Source organism: Thermosynechococcus sp. HY596, assembly GCF_030518715.1.
In the GTDB taxonomy this organism is placed as follows: Bacteria; Cyanobacteriota; Cyanobacteriia; order Thermosynechococcales; family Thermosynechococcaceae; genus Thermosynechococcus.
Genome location: NZ_CP130346.1, coordinates 2,413,189 through 2,431,065 on the forward strand (window position 1 = coordinate 2,413,189; position 17,877 = coordinate 2,431,065).

22 protein-coding genes and 2 tRNA genes are annotated in these 17,877 nt (G+C 54.3%); 16 read left to right on the top strand and 8 right to left on the bottom strand.

Annotation, left to right across the window (positions count from 1 at the left end; translation table 11 throughout):
• Positions 1 to 70 precede the first annotated feature (70 nt).
• The 7 genes from QYC28_RS11845 (at position 71) to cobU (ending at position 5,927) form a co-directional block, all read left to right on the top strand.
• Positions 71 to 1,414 (top strand): hypothetical protein, encoded by a 1,344-nt coding sequence (locus QYC28_RS11845; RefSeq protein WP_302679539.1) that lies wholly within the window; start codon positions 71 to 73, stop codon positions 1,412 to 1,414.
• Positions 1,415 to 1,423: 9 nt separating this feature from the next.
• Positions 1,424 to 1,828 (top strand): DUF3119 family protein, encoded by a 405-nt coding sequence (locus QYC28_RS11850; protein ID WP_302679540.1) that lies wholly within the window; start codon positions 1,424 to 1,426, stop codon positions 1,826 to 1,828.
• On the top strand, positions 1,818 to 2,786 hold the full coding sequence (locus QYC28_RS11855; RefSeq protein WP_149821078.1) for a DUF3086 domain-containing protein: 969 nt from the start codon (positions 1,818 to 1,820) through the stop codon (positions 2,784 to 2,786). The genes QYC28_RS11850 and QYC28_RS11855 overlap by 11 nt, the downstream gene beginning before the upstream one ends.
• A 10-nt stretch (positions 2,787 to 2,796) precedes the next feature.
• Positions 2,797 to 3,432 carry a glycerol-3-phosphate 1-O-acyltransferase PlsY gene (gene plsY, locus QYC28_RS11860; RefSeq protein WP_149821080.1) on the top strand — a complete coding sequence of 212 codons (636 nt, stop codon included), beginning with the start codon at positions 2,797 to 2,799 and terminating at the stop codon, positions 3,430 to 3,432.
• 141 nt (positions 3,433 to 3,573) lie between these two features.
• Positions 3,574 to 4,488, top strand: a complete 915-nt coding sequence (gene argF, locus QYC28_RS11865) for an ornithine carbamoyltransferase (protein WP_286649676.1) — start codon at positions 3,574 to 3,576, stop codon at positions 4,486 to 4,488.
• Between the two features lie 4 nt (positions 4,489 to 4,492).
• The gene (locus tag QYC28_RS11870) at positions 4,493 to 5,344 is read left to right on the top strand and encodes an ABC transporter permease (RefSeq protein ID WP_190278093.1); all 852 of its coding nucleotides are present in this window, start codon (positions 4,493 to 4,495) and stop codon (positions 5,342 to 5,344) included.
• A gap of 16 nt (positions 5,345 to 5,360) precedes the next feature.
• Complete coding sequence (gene cobU, locus QYC28_RS11875) at positions 5,361 to 5,927, top strand: bifunctional adenosylcobinamide kinase/adenosylcobinamide-phosphate guanylyltransferase (protein ID WP_149821086.1); 567 nt, start codon at positions 5,361 to 5,363, stop codon at positions 5,925 to 5,927.
• Positions 5,928 to 5,930: 3 nt separating this feature from the next.
• On the opposite strand, the gene radA is transcribed toward cobU, so the two are convergent.
• From radA to QYC28_RS11890, 3 genes are read right to left on the bottom strand one after another with little or no spacing between them, the layout of a single operon-like run.
• The gene (gene radA, locus QYC28_RS11880; protein WP_302679541.1) at positions 5,931 to 7,322 is read right to left on the bottom strand and encodes a DNA repair protein RadA; all 1,392 of its coding nucleotides are present in this window, start codon (positions 7,320 to 7,322) and stop codon (positions 5,931 to 5,933) included.
• A gap of 18 nt (positions 7,323 to 7,340) precedes the next feature.
• Entirely contained in the window at positions 7,341 to 7,829 is a 489-nt protein-coding gene (locus QYC28_RS11885) for an FKBP-type peptidyl-prolyl cis-trans isomerase (RefSeq protein ID WP_302679542.1), read from the bottom strand.
• Positions 7,823 to 8,143 (bottom strand): phasin family protein, encoded by a 321-nt coding sequence (locus tag QYC28_RS11890; RefSeq protein ID WP_149821092.1) that lies wholly within the window; start codon positions 8,141 to 8,143, stop codon positions 7,823 to 7,825. The genes QYC28_RS11885 and QYC28_RS11890 overlap by 7 nt, the downstream gene beginning before the upstream one ends.
• 109 nt (positions 8,144 to 8,252) lie before the next feature.
• Between QYC28_RS11890 and secG the strand changes: the two genes are divergently transcribed.
• Together secG and QYC28_RS11900 are read left to right on the top strand one after the other, a co-directional pair.
• On the top strand, positions 8,253 to 8,486 hold the full coding sequence (secG, locus tag QYC28_RS11895) for a preprotein translocase subunit SecG (protein ID WP_149821094.1): 234 nt from the start codon (positions 8,253 to 8,255) through the stop codon (positions 8,484 to 8,486).
• Positions 8,487 to 8,497: 11 nt separating this feature from the next.
• Complete coding sequence (locus QYC28_RS11900) at positions 8,498 to 8,995, top strand: GNAT family N-acetyltransferase (protein ID WP_149821096.1); 498 nt, start codon at positions 8,498 to 8,500, stop codon at positions 8,993 to 8,995.
• Here QYC28_RS11900 and QYC28_RS11905 read toward each other — a convergent pair.
• A complete protein-coding gene (locus QYC28_RS11905; RefSeq protein ID WP_149821099.1) occupies positions 8,961 to 10,373 on the bottom strand; it encodes a serine/threonine-protein kinase in 1,413 nt (470 codons plus the stop codon). The genes QYC28_RS11900 and QYC28_RS11905 overlap by 35 nt on opposite strands.
• Before the next feature lie 28 nt (positions 10,374 to 10,401).
• Positions 10,402 to 11,052 carry a hypothetical protein gene (locus QYC28_RS11910; RefSeq protein WP_149821101.1) on the bottom strand — a complete coding sequence of 217 codons (651 nt, stop codon included), beginning with the start codon at positions 11,050 to 11,052 and terminating at the stop codon, positions 10,402 to 10,404.
• 417 nt (positions 11,053 to 11,469) lie between these two features.
• Here QYC28_RS11910 and QYC28_RS11915 point away from each other — a divergent pair, with 417 nt between their 5' ends.
• The 6 genes from QYC28_RS11915 to QYC28_RS11940 all read left to right on the top strand — a co-directional run bounded on the left by QYC28_RS11915 (position 11,470) and on the right by QYC28_RS11940 (position 15,032).
• A complete protein-coding gene (locus QYC28_RS11915) occupies positions 11,470 to 12,525 on the top strand; it encodes a phytoene/squalene synthase family protein (protein ID WP_302679543.1) in 1,056 nt (351 codons plus the stop codon).
• A 93-nt stretch (positions 12,526 to 12,618) separates the two neighbouring features.
• Positions 12,619 to 13,491 carry a 6-carboxytetrahydropterin synthase gene (locus tag QYC28_RS11920; RefSeq protein ID WP_302679544.1) on the top strand — a complete coding sequence of 291 codons (873 nt, stop codon included), beginning with the start codon at positions 12,619 to 12,621 and terminating at the stop codon, positions 13,489 to 13,491.
• Entirely contained in the window at positions 13,492 to 13,905 is a 414-nt protein-coding gene (locus tag QYC28_RS11925; protein WP_399375163.1) for an MAPEG family protein, read from the top strand.
• A gap of 50 nt (positions 13,906 to 13,955) precedes the next feature.
• Entirely contained in the window at positions 13,956 to 14,441 is a 486-nt protein-coding gene (gene sufU, locus QYC28_RS11930; RefSeq protein ID WP_286649681.1) for a Fe-S cluster assembly sulfur transfer protein SufU, read from the top strand.
• Entirely contained in the window at positions 14,441 to 14,929 is a 489-nt protein-coding gene (locus tag QYC28_RS11935; protein ID WP_206200786.1) for a Ycf51 family protein, read from the top strand. Before sufU ends, QYC28_RS11935 begins: the two co-directional genes overlap by 1 nt.
• A gap of 29 nt (positions 14,930 to 14,958) precedes the next feature.
• Positions 14,959 to 15,032 (top strand) — tRNA-Val (locus QYC28_RS11940).
• Between the two features lie 91 nt (positions 15,033 to 15,123).
• Here the strand turns inward: QYC28_RS11940 and QYC28_RS11945 are convergent.
• From QYC28_RS11945 to clpS, 3 genes are all read right to left on the bottom strand, one after another.
• Positions 15,124 to 15,205 (bottom strand) — tRNA-Leu (locus QYC28_RS11945).
• 43 nt (positions 15,206 to 15,248) lie between these two features.
• On the bottom strand, positions 15,249 to 16,964 hold the full coding sequence (locus QYC28_RS11950) for a diflavin flavoprotein (protein ID WP_302679546.1): 1,716 nt from the start codon (positions 16,962 to 16,964) through the stop codon (positions 15,249 to 15,251).
• A 109-nt stretch (positions 16,965 to 17,073) separates the two neighbouring features.
• Positions 17,074 to 17,358, bottom strand: coding sequence for an ATP-dependent Clp protease adapter ClpS (clpS, locus tag QYC28_RS11955; protein ID WP_149821115.1), 285 nt, complete (start codon positions 17,356 to 17,358; stop codon positions 17,074 to 17,076).
• A gap of 135 nt (positions 17,359 to 17,493) precedes the next feature.
• Between clpS and QYC28_RS11960 the strand changes: the two genes are divergently transcribed.
• A complete protein-coding gene (locus QYC28_RS11960) occupies positions 17,494 to 17,871 on the top strand; it encodes a DUF2237 family protein (RefSeq protein WP_399362305.1) in 378 nt (125 codons plus the stop codon).
• The last annotated feature ends 6 nt before the right edge of the window (positions 17,872 to 17,877 follow it).

The window sequence follows — 17,877 nt, forward strand, 5'->3', positions numbered from 1 at the left end:
ATCTGGCTTGCTGAAGTGGGTAGCCCATCTGCGAAAATTGTCCTTGGTACTACAACCATCTGAGGTGGGCATGAAGGGTTGGCAGGTCTGTTGGCAACGGGCGATCGCTTTCGTTCTCAGCATCGTTCTCCTGTGGTCAGTGGGGGACATCGCCGCGGCAAAAGCCAGTGGCTCGCTGGCAGAGGTGGCGGCTCCTGTGGCCATTGAGGATATGAAGGATTGGTTCGATCGCTATGAACCGCGGCTGAAAATTCTCACCCCCGAAGCCAACCAAACCCTCCAAAGCCGCAACGTCACCGTCAAGCTGAGTGTCCAAGGGCTGCGCCTGTTTCAAGATCAGCGCACAGGGTTAGGCCCCCATGTGGAGGTGGTGCTCGATGATCTGCCCAGCCGCAGTGTCTATGACCTGAACACCCCCATTGAATTTACGAACCTTGAGCCGGGAACGCACCTTCTGCGTGCTTTTGTTGTGTACCCTTGGGGTGAAAGTCTGAAACATCCCCTTGCCTATGCTCAAACGGCCTTTCATCTTTACACTGCAGATGAGGACACTCGATCTGCTAGTCTTCCCCTGCTCACCTACAATCAGCCCAGCGGCACCTATGGCGCTGAACCAGTGCTCCTTGATTTTTATCTCAGCAACCTGCCGTTGGATCAACAATTAAACAATGAGAAAGTCTGGCAGGTGCGCTGCACAATCAATGGTCAATCCTTCACGGTCGATCGCTGGCAGGCCTACTATCTCACTGGACTCCAGCCGGGGGATAACTGGGTACGGCTCGAACTTCTGGATGGCAATGGTCAGCGTATCCCCTCTCCCTATAATCCCATTACCCGCCTTGTGACCTATCAACCCAATGGCAAGGATGTCCTCTCGCGCCTGCTGCGGGGAGAACTGGCCGCCAAAAATCTTCAAAGTAGCCTCAGTCCGGATCTCCCCAGCAACCTCCCTCCTGAACCGACCCCAGAGCCAACACCTGTCGTTGAGGAATCCGCCGCTCCCTCCGAGCCGACCCCAGAGCCAACAGCTGTTGTTGAAGAATCTGCCGCTCAGACCCCCGTTGCTGAGGAACCTACACCAACGTCGGCAGTAGAGGCACCAACACGCACCGTTGAACCTGTAGAGGAAACGCCCGTTGCACCAGAGCCAACCCCAGAACCCACCGTCAAAGCAGCCGAAGAGACACCGCCCCCCACGCCGCAAAAGCCCTTCTGGCAGCGCCTGAATCCCTTTAAGAAAGCAGAAAGCCCGACTCGTTCTGTTCTCGTTAGCCCGCGAGTTCCATCCAAGCCGTCCCCACCTTTGGAGCAACCGACTCTAGAGACCACTGCACCTGAGGTCACTGAACAGGAAACTCCTCCCACTCCAGAGGATTTGCCACAATTAGAAGAACCGACGACCCCTCAGGAGTAGAGTAAAACCATGCAAGGAACCTCACTGGCCACAGTACGTCTTCAACCCTCATTTGCTGTTCCTCTGGGGGTTCTGCTGTTAAGTCTGCCCCTGTGGTGGCTGCGCTGGTGGCTGGGCTTGCCCATCTCCCTGTTTGCGCTATTCTTGGCTGTGCAGGCGGCTACCCTGCGACTAGAATTTACGGCAACAGCACTAGATGTCTATCGGGGCAGCCAACAAATTCGCCACTTTCCCTATCAGCAATGGCAGCATTGGGAGGTCTTTTGGCCAGCCTTTCCCGTGCTCTTTTATTTTCGGGAGGTCAAGAATATCCACTTTCTGCCGATTCTGTTTGACGCCAAAACTTTAGTACAATGCCTCCAAGAACGCTGCCCACGTACAGCCTTTATTTCCACGGTTCGCAATGACGGATGACCCTACGGTGACTGATGCCTCTGAACCTACCCCAGAGGAACTAACTGCCCTCAAAGCTCAACGGGATGCCCTCAAAGCTGAAATTCAAGCCCTTGATGCTGAGTTTCATCGTCTCGTCCACGATCGCCTCAAGTCCCTTGAAGAGCGGCAACAAAGTCTGCAACTCACCATTGAGCAACTAGAACGGCGCAAGGAACGCATCGAACAGGAGCTCCGCCGCAACTTTGTGGGTGCCTCCCAAGAACTCGCGATTCGAGTGCAGGGGTTCAAGGAATTTCTCGTCAAGAGCATGCAGGAGTTGGCGGCCACCGTTGAGGAAATGGAATTGCTGCCCCCGACGCCCGCTGTCGTGGAAACTGCCCCTGCTCCAGCAGCAACAGCGACAACGCCACCCAAGTTAGTTCTTGATGAGGGATTTCAGGAGGAAGCGGATCGGATTCGCCGTTTGCTAGAGCAATATCGGAGTAGCCCCAATTACTATGGCCCTCCTTGGCAGTTGCGACGTACGTTTGAGCAAGTTCATGCTGAGCGGGTAGAAAGTTGGTTCTTTGATCTCGGGGGACGGGGTGCCCTGCGATCGCTCCCCAGTCGGTTGCAAAATATCCTTGTTGCCTCGGCAATCATCTCGATCCTGCGGGACTTCTATGGCGATATGTTGCGGGTGTTGGTCTTGGCCGATTCCCCTGAGCGGCTGGGAGACTGGCGACGGGGATTGCAGGATTGCTTGGGCATTAGTCGCCAAGATTTTGGTCCCGATCAGGGGGTGGCGCTCTTTGAATCTGCGGATGCCTTGGCCTTTCGTGCCGATCGCCTCGAGCAGGAGGACTACATCCCTCTAATTCTTATTGATGATTCCCAACCCCAAGTCAGCCTTTCACTACTGCAATATCCCTTGCTCTTGGGCTTTGCCCCTGAACCCCAGTTGCGTCCTAGCCGTAGTTCTGATTTCTTTGAGTAGGGAGGCTCCTGTGACCACTGCACTCATCCTTGGACTGCTGGCGCTCGCTAGCTACCTGCTCGGCTCGATTCCCACGGGCTACCTCTTGACCAAAGCGCTGCGGGGGATTGATATTCGTGAACATGGCTCTGGCTCAACGGGGGCGACCAATGTGCTGCGGGTAGTGGGCAAAGGCCCCGGACTAGTGACGTTTTTAGTCGATGTGGGCAAGGGACTAGGGGCAGTTCTTTTGGCGCGATGGGTTCTGGGGCAATCTTGGAGTACGGTACCGACCACTTGGTTGGAATTTGTCTTGCTGGCGATCGCCTTCATTGCGGTTCTAGCCCACAGTAAGCCGATTTGGTTGGGCTGGCGCGGCGGCAAATCCGTTGCCACTGGTTTAGGGGTGCTCCTTGCCCTCAATGCCCCTACGGCTTTGGCCACCTTTGGGGTGTTTCTCGTGGTCTTGGCGGCCAGCCGCATTGTCTCCCTGAGTTCAATCACTGCTGCTATCTCCTTGCCCTTCTGGTTTTGGTTCTTTACGCAGTCGTGGCCCTTTGTCGGCTTTAGCGTGATTGCAGGTGCCTTTGTGATTTGGCGACACCAGAGTAATATTCAGCGCCTCCTTGCAGGGACAGAGCCACGGTTGGGCGCCTCGGAAGGATAGACCTCTTAGAAGGTGACTTTTGGACGGGTTCGGCGTTCCTTAATGCCCCCCATATTTTAGAAAAGGGTTGTATTTGTACATTTGGAAGACCTCTGAGGTTGCTACCATGAGTGGATACCAGTTTTGGTGGGGAGATTTGTGATGGAAACACTGCGGGGGCGTGATTTGCTGAGCATCGCCGACCTCTCACGGGCAGAGGCGGAATATCTGCTGGATTTAGCAGCACAGATGAAAATCGGCAAGGTGGCTTCCCAGTGTCCTAAGGTCTTGGGGCTGCTGTTTCAGAAGGCTTCGACCCGTACCCGTGTCAGCTTTACGGTGGCGATGTACCAACTGGGCGGCCAAGTCATTGACCTGAATCCCCAATCCATGCAGGTGGGGCGTGGTGAACCGTTGCCCGATACAGCACGGGTATTGGATCGCTATTTGGATGCGGTGGCGATTCGCACCTATGGTCAGGCAGAACTGCAACTTTTTGCCGACTATGCCCGGATACCTGTGATTAATGCCCTCACCGATCGCGAGCATCCCTGTCAGATTTTGGCGGATTTGCTGACGCTCCGGGAATCCTTTGGCACATTGGCGGGACTGACCCTCTGCTACATTGGCGATGGCAATAATGTGGCGCATTCCTTACTACTGGGCTGTGCCCTCTTGGGGGTGAATATTCGTGTGGCTTCCCCACCGCCGTTTGCGCCTTTGCCCGATATTGTGACGCAAGCCAAGGCACTGAGTGGCGGTAAGAGTGAAGTGACTGTTCTCACGGATCCGCAGGCCGCGGCTAAGGGTGCCCATGCGCTTTACACGGATGTCTGGGCGAGTATGGGACAGGAAGCAGAAGCGGGCGATCGCCAGCCCATTTTTCAGCCCTACCAAATTAATGATCAACTGCTAGCCCTTGCGGATCCACGGGCGATCGTTCTCCATTGCCTGCCGGCTCACCGCGACGAGGAAATTACGGCCAGTGTTCTTGAAGGGCCGCAGTCTCGGGTTTGGGAGCAGGCGGAAAATCGTCTCCATACCCAGAAGGCTCTACTTGCCACTCTCTTGGGATAGGGTGATGCTCTACTCCCGTTGGCAGAAATTCAGCCTCTCGGATCGGTTATTGCTGGTGGGGGCGGTCATTTGTGGGGCTTTTTTGCTGCTGGCGGTTCTTGCTCCCCTTGGCCAAGCCCTCGGTTGGATTGCCAATCCCCAAGAATTTCTTGACTTTCCGATTCACGCGCCGCCTTCGCCGCAGCACTGGTTTGGTACGAATCGCTTGGGCTATGATGTCTTTTCCCGCACGATTTTTGGTGCCCAAGCGGCTTTGCAGGTGGTCTTGGTGGCAACGCTTTTGAGCTTGGTGGTGGGGGTGCCCTTGGGATTGTTGAGTGGCTACCGCGGGGGCTGGCTCGATCGCGGGTTGCTCTTTTTCATGGATACGATTTACACGTTGCCGGGGCTACTCCTAGCGGTAACGGTGGCCTTTGTGGTCGGCAAGGGGGTGCTCAATGCGGCGATCGCCCTTAGTGTCGCCTATATTCCCCAGTACTATCGCGTTGTGCGCAACCACACGGTGAGCCTAAAAAATGAGGTCTTTATCGAAGCTGCCCGCGCCCTTGGTGCCTCGACCCCCCGCATTCTGCAGCGGTATCTTTTGGTGAATGTGCTTCCCAGTATCCCCGTGCTCTTTACCCTCAATGCTGCCGATGCCATCCTGACCTTGGCAGGGCTGGGGTTCTTGGGCTTAGGGTTACCGCCGCAGGTACCAGAGTGGGGGCAGGATCTACGACAGGCCTTGGATGGGTTGTCGGTGGGCATCTGGTGGACGACGCTCTTTCCGGGGCTAGCCATGACATTGCTGGTCGTGGGTCTGTCGCTCCTTGGTGAGGGTTTGGGAGAACGTCTTGATCCCCGACAGTTGAGTTAACCAACAGTGCCTAATCATGCCTGATCATGTCTTGGTGACCGGTCCGAGTCGCAGTGGCAAGAGTGAATGGGCAGAAGCCGTTGCTACCCAAAGCGAACAACCGGTGATTTATATTGCGACGGCGATCGCCCCCCCAGAGGATACAGAATGGCTGCAGCGGATTGAACAGCACCGTGCTCGCCGCCCCGCTGAGTGGCAATTGCGGGAGTGCCCCCTCGAACTAGCTGCCCTGCTGCGTGACCTGCCGCCTGATCATTGCGCCCTTGTGGATTCCTTGGGAACATGGGTGGCCAATTGCCTAGATCAATCTCAAGATCAATGGCAAGCAACCGTTACTGAATTCCTAGCGAGTGTGCAAGGGTGTGCCGCTCAACTCATTTTTGTTGCTGAAGAGGTGGGCTGGGGAGTTGTTCCTGCCTATGCCAGTGGCCGCTGTTTTCGCGATCGCCTAGGGGAACTGTGTCAGCAATTGAGTCCGTTGATGGCGGAAGTGTATCTTGTCACAACTGGCTTTGCACTGCCGCTGCACCAATGGGGTATTTGTCTCAGACATCTTAGGGATAAATTGGACTCGCAAGGATAGCCCTCAGGGGGATTCCTCAGTGGTCATGGCGGCAAGGGCAGCCACAATGGCATCGGTGACACGATGTACAGGATAAATTTCTAGCCCCGCGATCGCACAGGCTTGGCTTTCGGGAATAATGGCACGGCGAAATCCCAACTTCAGCGCCTCCCGCAGCCGTAATTCTAACTGGGAAACCGCTCGCACCTGTCCCCCTAAGCCCACTTCGCCAATGATCACGGTTTGGGGTTGTACCCAGCGATCGCGAAAACTGGCCACAACAGCCACCGCCACCCCGAGATCAGCAGCGGGTTCCGCCACATTCAGCCCGCCAGCGGACGCCACATAGGCATCTAGCTTCGAGAGGGGCACGCCTAGGCGTTTTTCTAGGACGGCGAGAATTTGCAAAAAGCGATTGTACTCAATGCCCGTGGCCGTGCGGCGCGGAGAGGGATAACTGGTGGGGCTGACCAAACTTTGCAACTCAACCACAAGCGGACGGGTGCCTTCACAGGCCACAATGGTGGCGGTACCGGGGGTTGGCTCGCGATCGCCCAAAAACAGCGCGGAGGGATTTGTGACCTCGGCTAAGCCCTGCGCGCCCATTTCAAAAACGCCAATTTCTTGACTAGCACCAAAGCGGTTTTTGACAGCGCGTACGAGGCGGTGACTGGCAAAGCGATCGCCCTCAAAGTAGAGCACGGTATCCACCAAATGTTCCAGCACCTTCGGACCGGCGATCGCCCCTTCCTTTGTGACATGCCCCACAATAAATAAACTCATTTGCTCCCGCTTGGCTAAGCGCATCAAGGCGGCTGTGCCCTCACGGACCTGAGACACCGAGCCGGGGGCAGCCGTCAGTTGGGGCAGATACACCGCTTGGATGCTATCAATAATCGCCAGATGGGGTTGCAGATGGGTAAGTTCCTGCAGGATGACCTCTAAATCCGTCTCGGCCAAGAGATAAAGGGAAGGGGGGGCAGCAATGCCCAAGCGTTGCGATCGCAATTTCACCTGCTGCGCCGATTCCTCTGCACAGACATAGAGCACCCGCTGCTGTTGCCCCAAGGTGGCTGCCATCTGCAACAAAAGCGTGGACTTGCCAATTCCCGGTTCGCCGGCCACCAACACGAGGGAGCCAACCACAATCCCCCCTCCCAAAACCCGATCCAACTCAGCAAATCCAGAGGCAGAACGGCTCTGGGTCTGTTCGCTAATCTCTCCTAAGGCCTTGGCGCTGAGGGGGTGGGGAGCGGTCGATTTTCGGGAGGTTGTGCGTCGAGCAGCGGTCTCTACAGGGGTAACCACCTGCTCATCAAGGGTATTCCACTGACCACAGTTGGGACAGCGACCAAAGTATTGCAGAGACTCGGCACCACACTCGCGGCAGATATACAGTACCTTGGCCTTGGGCATCCCTTGCCGAGTTCAATCCTATTGCACACCCAAAAGTTCAACGTCAAAAATCAGCGTCGCATTAGGGGGAATGACCCCGCCGGCACCGCGTGCACCATAGCCTAGGTTCGGGGGAATAATCAGCCGCCGCTGCCCCCCGACGTGCATTGAGCCAACTCCTTCATCCCAGCCTTTGATGACTTGACCGACACCAATTTGAAATTGGAAGGGCTGACCGCGATCGCGGGAGCTATCAAAAATGCGGCCATCGGTGAGCATTCCTGTGTAGTGCACCGTTACCCGATCGCCCACTTGAGGCTGCGCCCCTGAGCCGACAACAATATCTTCGTATTGCAAACCTGAAGGAGTGGTCACCACCTTTGGATTCCCCATAAGTCCCGCAGCCTCCGTTGACGCTTCCAGCGGCACACTGGCGATCGCGATCGGAGCGGCCACCAACCATACCACTACTAGGACAATACCACAGAGGAGCCAGCCGTAGGCTCGATGCACCCGTTGTCTTACCATGAGCGATTTTTTAACTCCCTAACGTCCCGTTCTAGGCGATCAATGCGTCCCCGCAGTTCATCAATTTCTGACTGTTGTGGCACCCCCAAGCTCTCTAGAAACTGGCGCGTTTGTCGTTGCACCGCTTCATCGAGGGAGGCGGCATCTTCTTTGAGGTGGGCAAGGACTTCATCCACCATTGCCTTGGCCTGATCGGCATTGAGGCGTCCCTCTTTCACCCATTGGTCGCTCACTTGACGCAACTTCTCGGCCACAAGGGAGGTGGTGCCGACACCAATTAAAAGCAATTGCTGAAGCAGATTTTGCTGGTTCATGGGGCACGTTCAAAACGCCTATCTTGTATTGTGCCATTGGCTCCTAGGCTTGCGGTAAGATGAGGGAGAGGTCAAGTTGTATAGATTCGCATCGCCAGCGAGGTTGAGGATGATTGAAAAAATTGCCATTGGTCTGTGGGCATTTTCAGCAGTTGGCCTGATTGTATTGGTCTTGCTCCACAGTCCCAAGGGGGATGGCCTCGGTGGTATTGGCGGTCAAGCCCAGCTCTTTACCAGCACCAAAAGTGCAGAAGCGACCTTAAACCGTGCCACGTGGACTTTGACAGTGTTGTTTATGGCGCTTACCGTTGCTCTGAGTGCTGGTTGGCTGCGCTCAATTTAGTTTGGGTTAGCGTGTCTTTCTCCTTTGCGATTCGTGCAGCGACCCCGGCGGATGTTCCAATCATCTTCCAACTGATCCAAGCGCTTGCGGCCTATGAAAAGCTCAGCCACGCAGTAACGGGCACAGAGGAAGCGCTGCGGCAGCATTTGTTTGGCGATCGCCCCTATGCCGAGGTACTCCTTGCCCATACCCCCACAGACGTTATTGGCTATGCCCTGTTTTTCACCACCTACTCCACATTCCTCACCCGCCCCGGCCTTTGGCTAGAGGATTTGTTTGTCCTCCCCGCCTATCGGCGTCAAGGGGTGGGCACTGCTCTTCTGAAGGCATTAGCCCGGCTAGCCAGCGATCGCGACTATGGCCGTATCGAGTGGAGCGTCTTGGACTGGAATACTCCCGCGATTCAATTCTATGAGCGCATCGGTGCGACTGTGCTACCTGACTGGCGTATCTGCCGCCTCAGTGGTGATGTTCTCAAGCACTTCGGACATCCTGACGAGCCTGTGTGACCCGTCGCCCCAGATAGCGGCCAAGGGTGTAGGCCAACCATTCCAGATCCCTTGAGGTCACGCTAAGGGCATTTTCAGTCAGTTCGATCGCTTGGCTACCGGCACGAATCACCAGTTTGCTCGATAGCTCTTGGCGATCGCCCTCGCGATCGCGGTACGTGCTGTGGGGCTGAAATTCAATCTGTTCAATCACTTCAAGCGGCAGGACTTTGGGACGACGCCAGCGGAAACCAAGGATATGTTCATAGAAGCGCAGATCCTTACGGGTGACCATCAGCACCTGCCATCCCAATAGCATGTAAAGAATGCCGCCAATGAGGCCTAAACCGACAGCAAGATGACCAGTAGCAAAAACAGCCATCAGCCAAAAGCCAGAACTAATCGCTAGACTGTACCAGACGACCAAAAACCCATTCCAAGCCACTGCAAAGGGAATCAGGAAGAGGAGACTGACATTAAATCCAACCGGGGGAATTTGCACCAGTAGCCCTTGGGGTGTTTCTCTCACCTGTAGGCGGGAGCCGTAGGGCGGCGTTTTTGTTATGAGTGAGGCCTCGTGGGGTGATGTGTCCAGTCGCTTTAGGGCTTGGCGAGCCGCAGTCGCGGAGTCAAATCGCTCCTCAAGGGCGGGCGCGACCATTTTTTCGAGCCAGCGGATAAAAGGGGGACTCAAGGAGACCAAGGGTTGAAATTGAACCCGCAGTTCCTTTTGCGGCAGCTCATCGGGGGGAGTGCCGGTTGCTAAGTAGATGAGGGTCATGCCCAAGGCGTAGAGATCACTGGCGGGTAGGGTTTTACCGCCGAATTGTTCCGGGGGCATATAGCCATAGGTACCCACCACGGTTCGGGTGCTGCCTGCGATCGCGGTTTGTACCGCCCCAAAGTCCACAAGATAGACCTTGCCAAGATCATGACCGGAGCGATCGCCCAAGAGAATATTTGTCGGCTTAATATCGCGGTGAATCACCGGTGGTTGACGGCCATGGAGATAGATCAAAATATCCAGCAGGCGATCGGCCAACAGCCGCAAATCCTCTTCACTAAACACTCGTCCTTCTGCTTGCCATGTGGCGAGGGATTTTGCCTCAATGTAGGTTTGCACCAAAGCAAAGCCCTTGAGATCAGGGGTATTGATTTCAAAGTAGTCGAGATAGCGGGGAATGGCCGGATGATCCAAGGTTTGCAGCACAGCCGCTTCCCGTTCAAAGAGCTTAAAGTCGTCCCATGTCATGCCGCCACCAAAAAGCAGCAGCTTCAGCACCACCTGTTCATAGCGCCGCCGATCCAACGCCAGATAGGTGCGCCGCCCCGGATGAGACCCCAGTTCGCGCAGGAGTTCATAGCGATCGCCCAAAATTTCACCAATGAGCTGCGCCACAGCGTTCTCCAAGCTGGCTACCCCTATCTTAGCCATTGAGTTGCTGCACAATCTCTGGGGCAATTCTTGTGAGCACCTTGAGGGCTTTGAGGCTGCCTTGAATCAAATGTGCCGCCCCACGGGGGTTGCGCAGCATTGCAATAGCCAGTGGCCCCGGCCGCAAATTGCCTTGAGCATCAAAGGCTTGACTCAAATCGGGGAGGTCGCGATCGCCACCATCACTGATCACCCGCACCATCACCACCGGCATTCCCGCTAAAGCCTTGAGGAGTGGCACCCCTTCCATATCCACCACCTCCACCCCCCAGCGAACCGCAAGACTCTGTTTTTCCTGAGCCTGAGAAAGGGTTCTTGCGGTTGTGATGCCTTTTACCCGTCGCCAAGCAGGCGCTAATTTCGCCGATAACGTCTGGTCTAAAGAATACGTTTGCCCTGTTTCATCCTGACACGTGGCATAAACCACCACTTCACCGATGCGATCATCAGGACGTAAGCCGCCACAGACCCCCAAGATGAGAACCATGGCAGGCGATTCCCTGAGGGCACTGATCAATGCCGGTGTGGTCACTGTGGCTGCCCCCGCTCGGATCGGAATAATCACCCCCTTGGACGCCTGTAGCCCTCGTTGTACCGCTTGATATTCTGCCCCTTGGGGCACAAGGACGAGGCATGAGGTCATTGTTTTATCATTACCGTCTTAACTTTTGGATAGACCGATCGCGGGCAATTTAGAAACTGACCAATGGAAAGAGTGTCACACTCAAGCGTCCGCTATGGTGGACGAGAGGCATTTTCCGCCAAATCTGATACCGTTGTTAATTGTTGAAGCTATGTTATTGTTCTGGCAAATTGTGAGCTATCCACCATTCTACCTCAGGCAATCTCGGCAACTGTCACAGGCCACCTAGACAAACAAAAATGAGTATGATAGCTATAGATTTTGCTCAATCCTTGTTTGTGGAAGTCGTCCCCTGCTGGGTTGCGATCGCGAGACCCTTTTGGAGAATCGTGAATTGACTGCCCTAGAGTGTTGGCCTGAGGAACGGTCGAGGATTGACTCAACTATCGATCAATGCGTGTAGGAGTGAACCCCCATATGATTCAAATGGTGCTGGAGAACCCAGTTTCCGTCAAGGATGCTGAGCGCTTTTGCCAAGAGATACTCCCCCAAGTCTCGCGCACATTTGCCCTCAGTATTCGCTTCCTCCCCGGAAATTTGGGTCGGGCGGTTCTTGTGGCCTATCTCATCTGTCGCATTGCCGATACCGTTGAGGATGATCCGGTCGCCAGTATCCCCGCAAAAACAGCTCTATTGGATCACCTGCTGGAGTGTTTTGACAGTGCCGATCTAGCCAATAGCTATGGTGAAACGGCACGGGGGGTTCAGGGGGAGCCAGCCCATGTCCAACTGGTGAAAAATACGAGACTCGTCTTTGCCCTCTACCGTTCTTTGCCCCTCACGTCCCAACAGCACGTCCAACGCTGGGTGAGCGAAATGGTGCATGGGATGAAAAAGTTTATTAACCTCTATCCCAATGGCATTCGCATTCAAACCCTCGATGAATATAAGGAGTACTGTTATTACGTCGCGGGTACCGTTGGCTATCTCCTGACGGATTTGTGGTACGAGCATTCCCCCAGCATTGGTGCCGATGAATACCAAGTACTCCTCAAGCGCTGCGCTGCCTTTGGTGAAGCGCTGCAAACGGTGAACATTCTCAAGGATATTGCTTGGGATGCGGAGCACGAAAACTCGATCTATATCCCCAATGAATCTCTGCTGCTCCAAGGCAGTAGCCACCACTCCATCCTCAGTGCTGAACATCTTGAGCAAAATCATGCCGCCATTAAAGAATTGATTGCCCTTGCTTGGCATGATCTCGATGAAGCTCAAGCCTACTTGCTATCCGTGCCCAAGGCGGCAATTCCGATTCGCCTCTTTTGCGTGCTGCCGCTGCTCTTTGCCTATGCCACCCTACGGGAACTCACTCACTCGACGGCGATGCTGCAACCGGGAGGGGTAGTTAAAATTAGCCGTGCAGAGGTGAAATCCCTGATGGTCATGGGGCCTTTATCGATTCTCAGTAACCACAGTCTGCGCTGGCTGATTGGCCAAGTACGGCAAAAGCCTTTCATCCTTGGCGGACTTTAGGGAAATGTGCCAAAAAAGCCAATGGTTGGGGGAACCAGAATCCGTTAGGATAGGGGGAGATTGCTGAATTGTTGCAAATCTTCATAACTTGACATGAATTGTATTATTCACCGCCGTGCTGAGTTTGCCGCCAGTCATCGCTACTGGTTGCCAGAATGGTCTGAAGCAGAGAATTTGGCTCGGTTTGGTGCCAATAGTCGCTTTCCCGGCCACGGTCATAACTATGAGTTGTTTGTTTCAATGGGCGGCGTTGTTGATGACTTTGGCATGGTGTTGAACCTATCGGATGTCAAGCACATCATTCGCCGTGAAGTCATTGCACCCCTGAATTTTTCCTATCTCAATGAGGTGTGGCCAGAGTTTCAAGCCACATTACCCACGACTGAACATATTGCACGGGTGATTTGGGATCGACTCTCTCCCCATTTACCCCTTGTGCGCATTCAACTGTTTGAACACCCCCGCCTTTGGGCGGACTACACGGGAGACCCTATGGAAGCCTATCTTTCTGTTGGTGCTCACTTTAGTGCGGCGCATCGTCTAGCCCTTGAGGATCTCAGCTACGAAGAAAACTGCCGCATCTATGGCAAGTGTGCTCGCCCCCACGGCCATGGCCACAACTACCACGTGGAGATTACGGTCAAGGGGGCGATTCATCCGCGGACGGGCATGATTGTTGATTTGATCAAGCTCGAGGAGGTGCTCAAGGAACAGGTGATTGAACCTTTGGATCACACGTTTTTGAATAAAGATATTCCCTATTTTGCGACGGTGGTGCCGACGGCAGAGAATATCGCCATTTACATTGCCCAGTTGTTGCAGGAGCCGATTCGCCAGTTGGGGGCGACGCTGCATAAGGTGAAGTTGATTGAAAGTCCCAATAACTCTTGCGAAATTCTCTGTGAGGAATTGCCCCCTCGCGATGGGGTGCTCAGTGGTGTGCTGCCAGTGTTGGAGCGAGTCTAGGTGATGTTGAGCAATATCCCTTGGCTACTAGCCGCCAGTTTACTGACAGCAACGCTGCTGATCTATTTCCCCTACATTTTTGTTGTGGTGGGGCGCTTGCAGGCGGGCTTTGATATGGCGGCTCCCCGTGCCCTCTTTGAGAAACTGCCCCCCTTTGCGCAGCGGGCGGTGTGGGCACACGAAAATAGCTTTGAAACCTTTATGCCCTTTGCAGCAGCAGTGTTGCTGACCCTTTTTGCGGGGGTGGATAATGCAACGGTGGCGATCGCCAGCCTCAGTTTCGTTGCGGCTCGCTTTTTGTACAGCATCTGCTATATTGCCAACTTTCCCCTTGGTCGCTCCCTCATGTTTGGTGTCGGCACAGCAGCCACCTTGACGCTTTTTTGGCAAAGTCTCACCGCCCTTGGCCGTTAATATAGTTTATAAAATCCTTGAGGAAATGCACTGAGCATAGAGTATTCTAAATGTCTCTTAATAATCTCCGCACTCTCTACCAGCAAGTCATCCTAGAGCACTACAAGAAACCTCGCCACCGTGGCCGCACTCAGCCTGTGGATCGTCAGCAGCGGGGACATAACCCTTCCTGTGGCGACACAATTGATTTAACTGTTGCCCTAGGCACCAATGAGCAGGGGGAGACAATCATTCAGGATATTCAGTTTGAGGGGGAAGGCTGTGCGATCGCCATGGCCTCAGCGGATTTGATGGCCGATGCCCTGCGGGGGCAACCCGTGAGTCGTGCCCTCCAAATGGTGGAGCAGTTCCAAGCGATGATGAAGGGGCAGTTTGAGTTCCCTCGGGAGTTTCGCAAGCTCAATGTCATGCAGGGGGTGGCTCAGTTTCCGGTGCGGATTAAGTGTGCGACATTGACATGGCATACCCTGCGGGCAGCGTTGCAGCAGGATCAAGCCCCTGGGAATGGTTTTGTCAGTAATGAGGAGGAAGAGTAGTGCTGACCCCCGCCGATTTTGCCACCTATAGCCGCTGGGCTGGCATTGCCACCCTTGTCATGGCTGGCTTAACCGCACTCACATTTGTTTTTCGCTGGGGTGTGCGCTTTCGCTTTGTTGGTATTACGGGGTTTCTCGGTGTTGTGACAGTGGGACTCTTTGCCTTGAGTATTGTACCGATTGTGCACTCCCCAGTGCCCGGTGCCGGCAAATACACCCTCGTCTATGACAACGGAGCAACGCAAGTTGTGATCACAGTGCCCCCGGACATTGAGAGCAGTACCCTTGAGGCAACGCTGGTACAGGCAGCGAATGATTTATTTTCCTTGGGACGGCTCGGCCGAGGGAGCGATCGCCTGACCGTGATTGCACGAACCATCGAACATCCTGAACCGGGGGTGACTGAGCCAGTGGTTTTAGGGGTGGCCACTCGTTCGTTGAGCGATCGCACCGATACAAATGTGACGGTCAAACTACTTAAAGGTTAGCCTTGTGTATGCTATATTAGGAATTCCGAGGACGCATAGCTCAGTTGGTTAGAGCACCACGTTGACATCGTGGGGGTCACTGGTTCGAGTCCAGTTGTGTCCATTTTTCTAAATCTGCACTATGGGGAAGCTTGCTGCCACCCCTTTCTTAAGAGTGAATTGCAAACTTTGTACTCAATTGCTAATCCCTAGGATGCGGACGGAGGGACTTGAACCCACACACCTTGCGGTACTAGAACCTAAATCTAGCGCGTCTGCCAATTCCGCCACGTCCGCAGCAAACCTAGTCTAGCGCACTTTGGGTAGGGAGTGCCCAAGTTTAGTAATGGTTCCCCACTTTGCGATGGTGAACGGCAGTCATGCCATCGGGTTTTGAGACACGGCCACTGTCAACGGTGCTATAGACAATCCAGTGATCGTGGGCATCAAGACGGCTGACCACTGTGCATTCCATGTAAGCAAGGGCATCGGCCAAAATGGGACTGCCATTACTGGCTGGATAGGTTTTCACATGGGCAAAGCGATCGGCGCCCGGTGGGAATCGCTTCAGAAAATGGCGCATCAGGGGCTGGTAGTTCCCTTCTTCAAGAACATTGAGGACAAAGGCATCCCCCACGTGTAGGAAGGACTCAATAGCCCGATCCTTGGCCACGGCAATGGAAACCCCAAGAGGTTCGGTACTGGCCTGCGCCACCCAAGAGGCCAACATGGCACTGTTAATGGCACCTTTTTGTGCCGTAATGATGTAGAGACCACCACTGAGCCGCCCAAGGGCTTTATCTAAGTCGGTATCCAAGGCCTTCATTTGCTTGACGGTGCGATCGCGCAACAGCCATTGACCCATGTCGGTACCCGCTTCTTCCGCCTCTTGAAAGAGGGCATCGGTGGGAGTTGCTGTGACCCGAATCACAGGAAATGAAGGCGTCAGTCCCGCATCCCGAAACTGGTTGAGCAGGGGATAGGCCGGTTCAGCATCGGCCACACCACTTTCAAAGACCCCAATCGCCTGCTTGGCATGGGCAGCAACGCGAATGGTACTCAGTGCCGTTTTCGCCACGGCAGTGGTGGGTGGGGTACCAATAATGATTCCTGCAGCAATCTCGGTGAGTTCGCGAATATCTTGGGGTTCAGCGGTGAGCAGATCCATTTTTTCAACCACCACACCGGTTTTGGCTGCCCCCCGTTCGATCGCTTCGGCAAGAGCATTGGCATAACCATAGTTGGCGGCGTAGAAAATAGCCACCGTCGTTGCCGCTTTGGCCTGTTCTTGACTCCAGTTGCGGTAGGAATCTAGCCATTGCGGGAGATGATAGCGCAGCAGTGGGCCATGGCCTGTGGCCACCAATTGCACGGGGGGCAGGGGTTCCAAGCGCTTGAAGGCCGAAAGAACGGAGCGGGCATTAGGCCCCATCAGACAATCGTAGTAAAACTTGAAATCGGGTTCTAGTAGTTCCGGTTCGCTGTCAAAAGGATCATCATTGCAGAAGTGGGCACCAAAAACATCACAGGTAAAGAGGGTCTGGGTGCCGTGATCAAATGTGAGGATGGTGTCGGGCCAGTGGAGATTGGGTGCCATGACAAATTCAAGAATATGCCCTTTCCCCAAGTCAAGGCGATCGCCATTTTTCACCTGTCGCTGACTAAAGGGCTGATGGATCAAATCCCCCAGAAACTGCAATGCCACCTTTGAGGCCACCACGGTTACATGGGGGGCTTTTGCCAATACATCCTTGACCAGGCCACTGTGGTCGGGTTCGGTATGGCTGACGATGAGATAGTTCAAGTCACTGGGGTTCACTAGTTGCCAGAGTTGCTCGAGGTAGCGATCACTAAACTTGGCATGGGACGTATCTACGAGGGCAATCTGTTCCCCTTTGATCAGAAAGGAATTGTAGGTGGTGCCATTTTCAAGGGCAAACTCAATATCAAAGCGATCGCGATCCCAATCTAGGCAGCGAATTGCCGTCGTCTCAGGGGCAATGTCCAACACCTGAAGCGTTAAGCGCGGTGGACGTTTGGGCGTAGTGACGGCCATAGGCAGTTCCTCAATCTTTGAAACTACCTTTTATCCTGACATATGAAGAAAGGTAACAGGATTCAAAGTTTTTAATAGCGGTGATAACAGGCTTTACAAAGGGCAATGCCTATGCGGGTTCAAGGGGTGCCATTGTCAGCCCCGCCCGCAAAAGTTGCTCATGGTACAGTTCCGCCTGTTCTTGGGGTCCCACCCAAACAATGGCTTGGCCTTCGTAATGAACTTGATTCGTTAATGCCCACGCGCGATCGCTGGTCATATTGGGAATGTATTTCATCAAACAGGCAGCCACGTGCTGAAACGTATTGACGTCATCGTTGAGAACAATGACTTTGTAGTTGGGGTAGTGCTTGCGAGTAACCTGTTGCCGCTCTTGGGGAACAACGCTAGGCATAGGTCAAACATTTTTGTAGCTACACTGCCCCTTAGTTTAACTTATTTGTGAAGGATTGGTTGGTTTGCTGTAGGAACATTGGGAAACCTCCTATGCTATAGCTAGACTTAGGTTGATGACTTAGGGGCATTGGTGATGACGGCAATGAATGTGTTGGGAACACCCCTGGTGTGCTGCTGTCAAAATCCACTCACAGGATTCTATCGCGATGGTTTTTGTCGGACGGGGGCAGGAGATGTCGGTGCCCATGTGGTCTGTGCGGAAATGACCGCCGAATTTCTCACCTTTACCCGTTCGCGGGGCAATGATCTTTCGACGCCAGTGCCCGCCTATCAATTTCCGGGGCTGAAACCGGGCGATCGCTGGTGTCTGTGTGCCTCCCGTTGGCGGGAAGCCCTAGAGGCTGACGTAGCTCCCCCAGTAATTCTGGAAGCAACCCATGTCAGTGCCCTTGAGTATGTCTCCCTAGAGGATTTGAAAGCCCACGCCCTTGGTGGTAACCAGCAACCGTGATCTGGG

What these genes read in the sequence shown, in the direction of transcription:
- QYC28_RS11845 (WP_302679539.1), top strand. Translation starts at nt 71, where the DNA reads ATGAAGGGTTGGCAGGTCTGTTGGCAACGGGCGATCGCTTTCGTTCTC.
- QYC28_RS11850 (WP_302679540.1), top strand. Translation starts at nt 1,424, where the DNA reads ATGCAAGGAACCTCACTGGCCACAGTACGTCTTCAACCCTCATTTGCT.
- QYC28_RS11855 (WP_149821078.1), top strand. Translation starts at nt 1,818, where the DNA reads ATGACGGATGACCCTACGGTGACTGATGCCTCTGAACCTACCCCAGAG.
- argF (WP_286649676.1), top strand. Translation starts at nt 3,574, where the DNA reads ATGGAAACACTGCGGGGGCGTGATTTGCTGAGCATCGCCGACCTCTCA.
- QYC28_RS11870 (WP_190278093.1), top strand. Translation starts at nt 4,493, where the DNA reads ATGCTCTACTCCCGTTGGCAGAAATTCAGCCTCTCGGATCGGTTATTG.
- cobU (WP_149821086.1), top strand. Translation starts at nt 5,361, where the DNA reads ATGCCTGATCATGTCTTGGTGACCGGTCCGAGTCGCAGTGGCAAGAGT.
- radA (WP_302679541.1), bottom strand. Translation starts at nt 7,322, where the DNA reads ATGCCCAAGGCCAAGGTACTGTATATCTGCCGCGAGTGTGGTGCCGAG.
- QYC28_RS11885 (WP_302679542.1), bottom strand. Translation starts at nt 7,829, where the DNA reads ATGGTAAGACAACGGGTGCATCGAGCCTACGGCTGGCTCCTCTGTGGT.
- QYC28_RS11890 (WP_149821092.1), bottom strand. Translation starts at nt 8,143, where the DNA reads ATGAACCAGCAAAATCTGCTTCAGCAATTGCTTTTAATTGGTGTCGGC.
- secG (WP_149821094.1), top strand. Translation starts at nt 8,253, where the DNA reads ATGATTGAAAAAATTGCCATTGGTCTGTGGGCATTTTCAGCAGTTGGC.
- QYC28_RS11910 (WP_149821101.1), bottom strand. Translation starts at nt 11,052, where the DNA reads ATGACCTCATGCCTCGTCCTTGTGCCCCAAGGGGCAGAATATCAAGCG.
- QYC28_RS11915 (WP_302679543.1), top strand. Translation starts at nt 11,470, where the DNA reads ATGATTCAAATGGTGCTGGAGAACCCAGTTTCCGTCAAGGATGCTGAG.
- QYC28_RS11920 (WP_302679544.1), top strand. Translation starts at nt 12,619, where the DNA reads ATGAATTGTATTATTCACCGCCGTGCTGAGTTTGCCGCCAGTCATCGC.
- sufU (WP_286649681.1), top strand. Translation starts at nt 13,956, where the DNA reads ATGTCTCTTAATAATCTCCGCACTCTCTACCAGCAAGTCATCCTAGAG.
- QYC28_RS11950 (WP_302679546.1), bottom strand. Translation starts at nt 16,964, where the DNA reads ATGGCCGTCACTACGCCCAAACGTCCACCGCGCTTAACGCTTCAGGTG.
- clpS (WP_149821115.1), bottom strand. Translation starts at nt 17,358, where the DNA reads ATGCCTAGCGTTGTTCCCCAAGAGCGGCAACAGGTTACTCGCAAGCAC.
- QYC28_RS11960 (WP_399362305.1), top strand. Translation starts at nt 17,494, where the DNA reads ATGACGGCAATGAATGTGTTGGGAACACCCCTGGTGTGCTGCTGTCAA.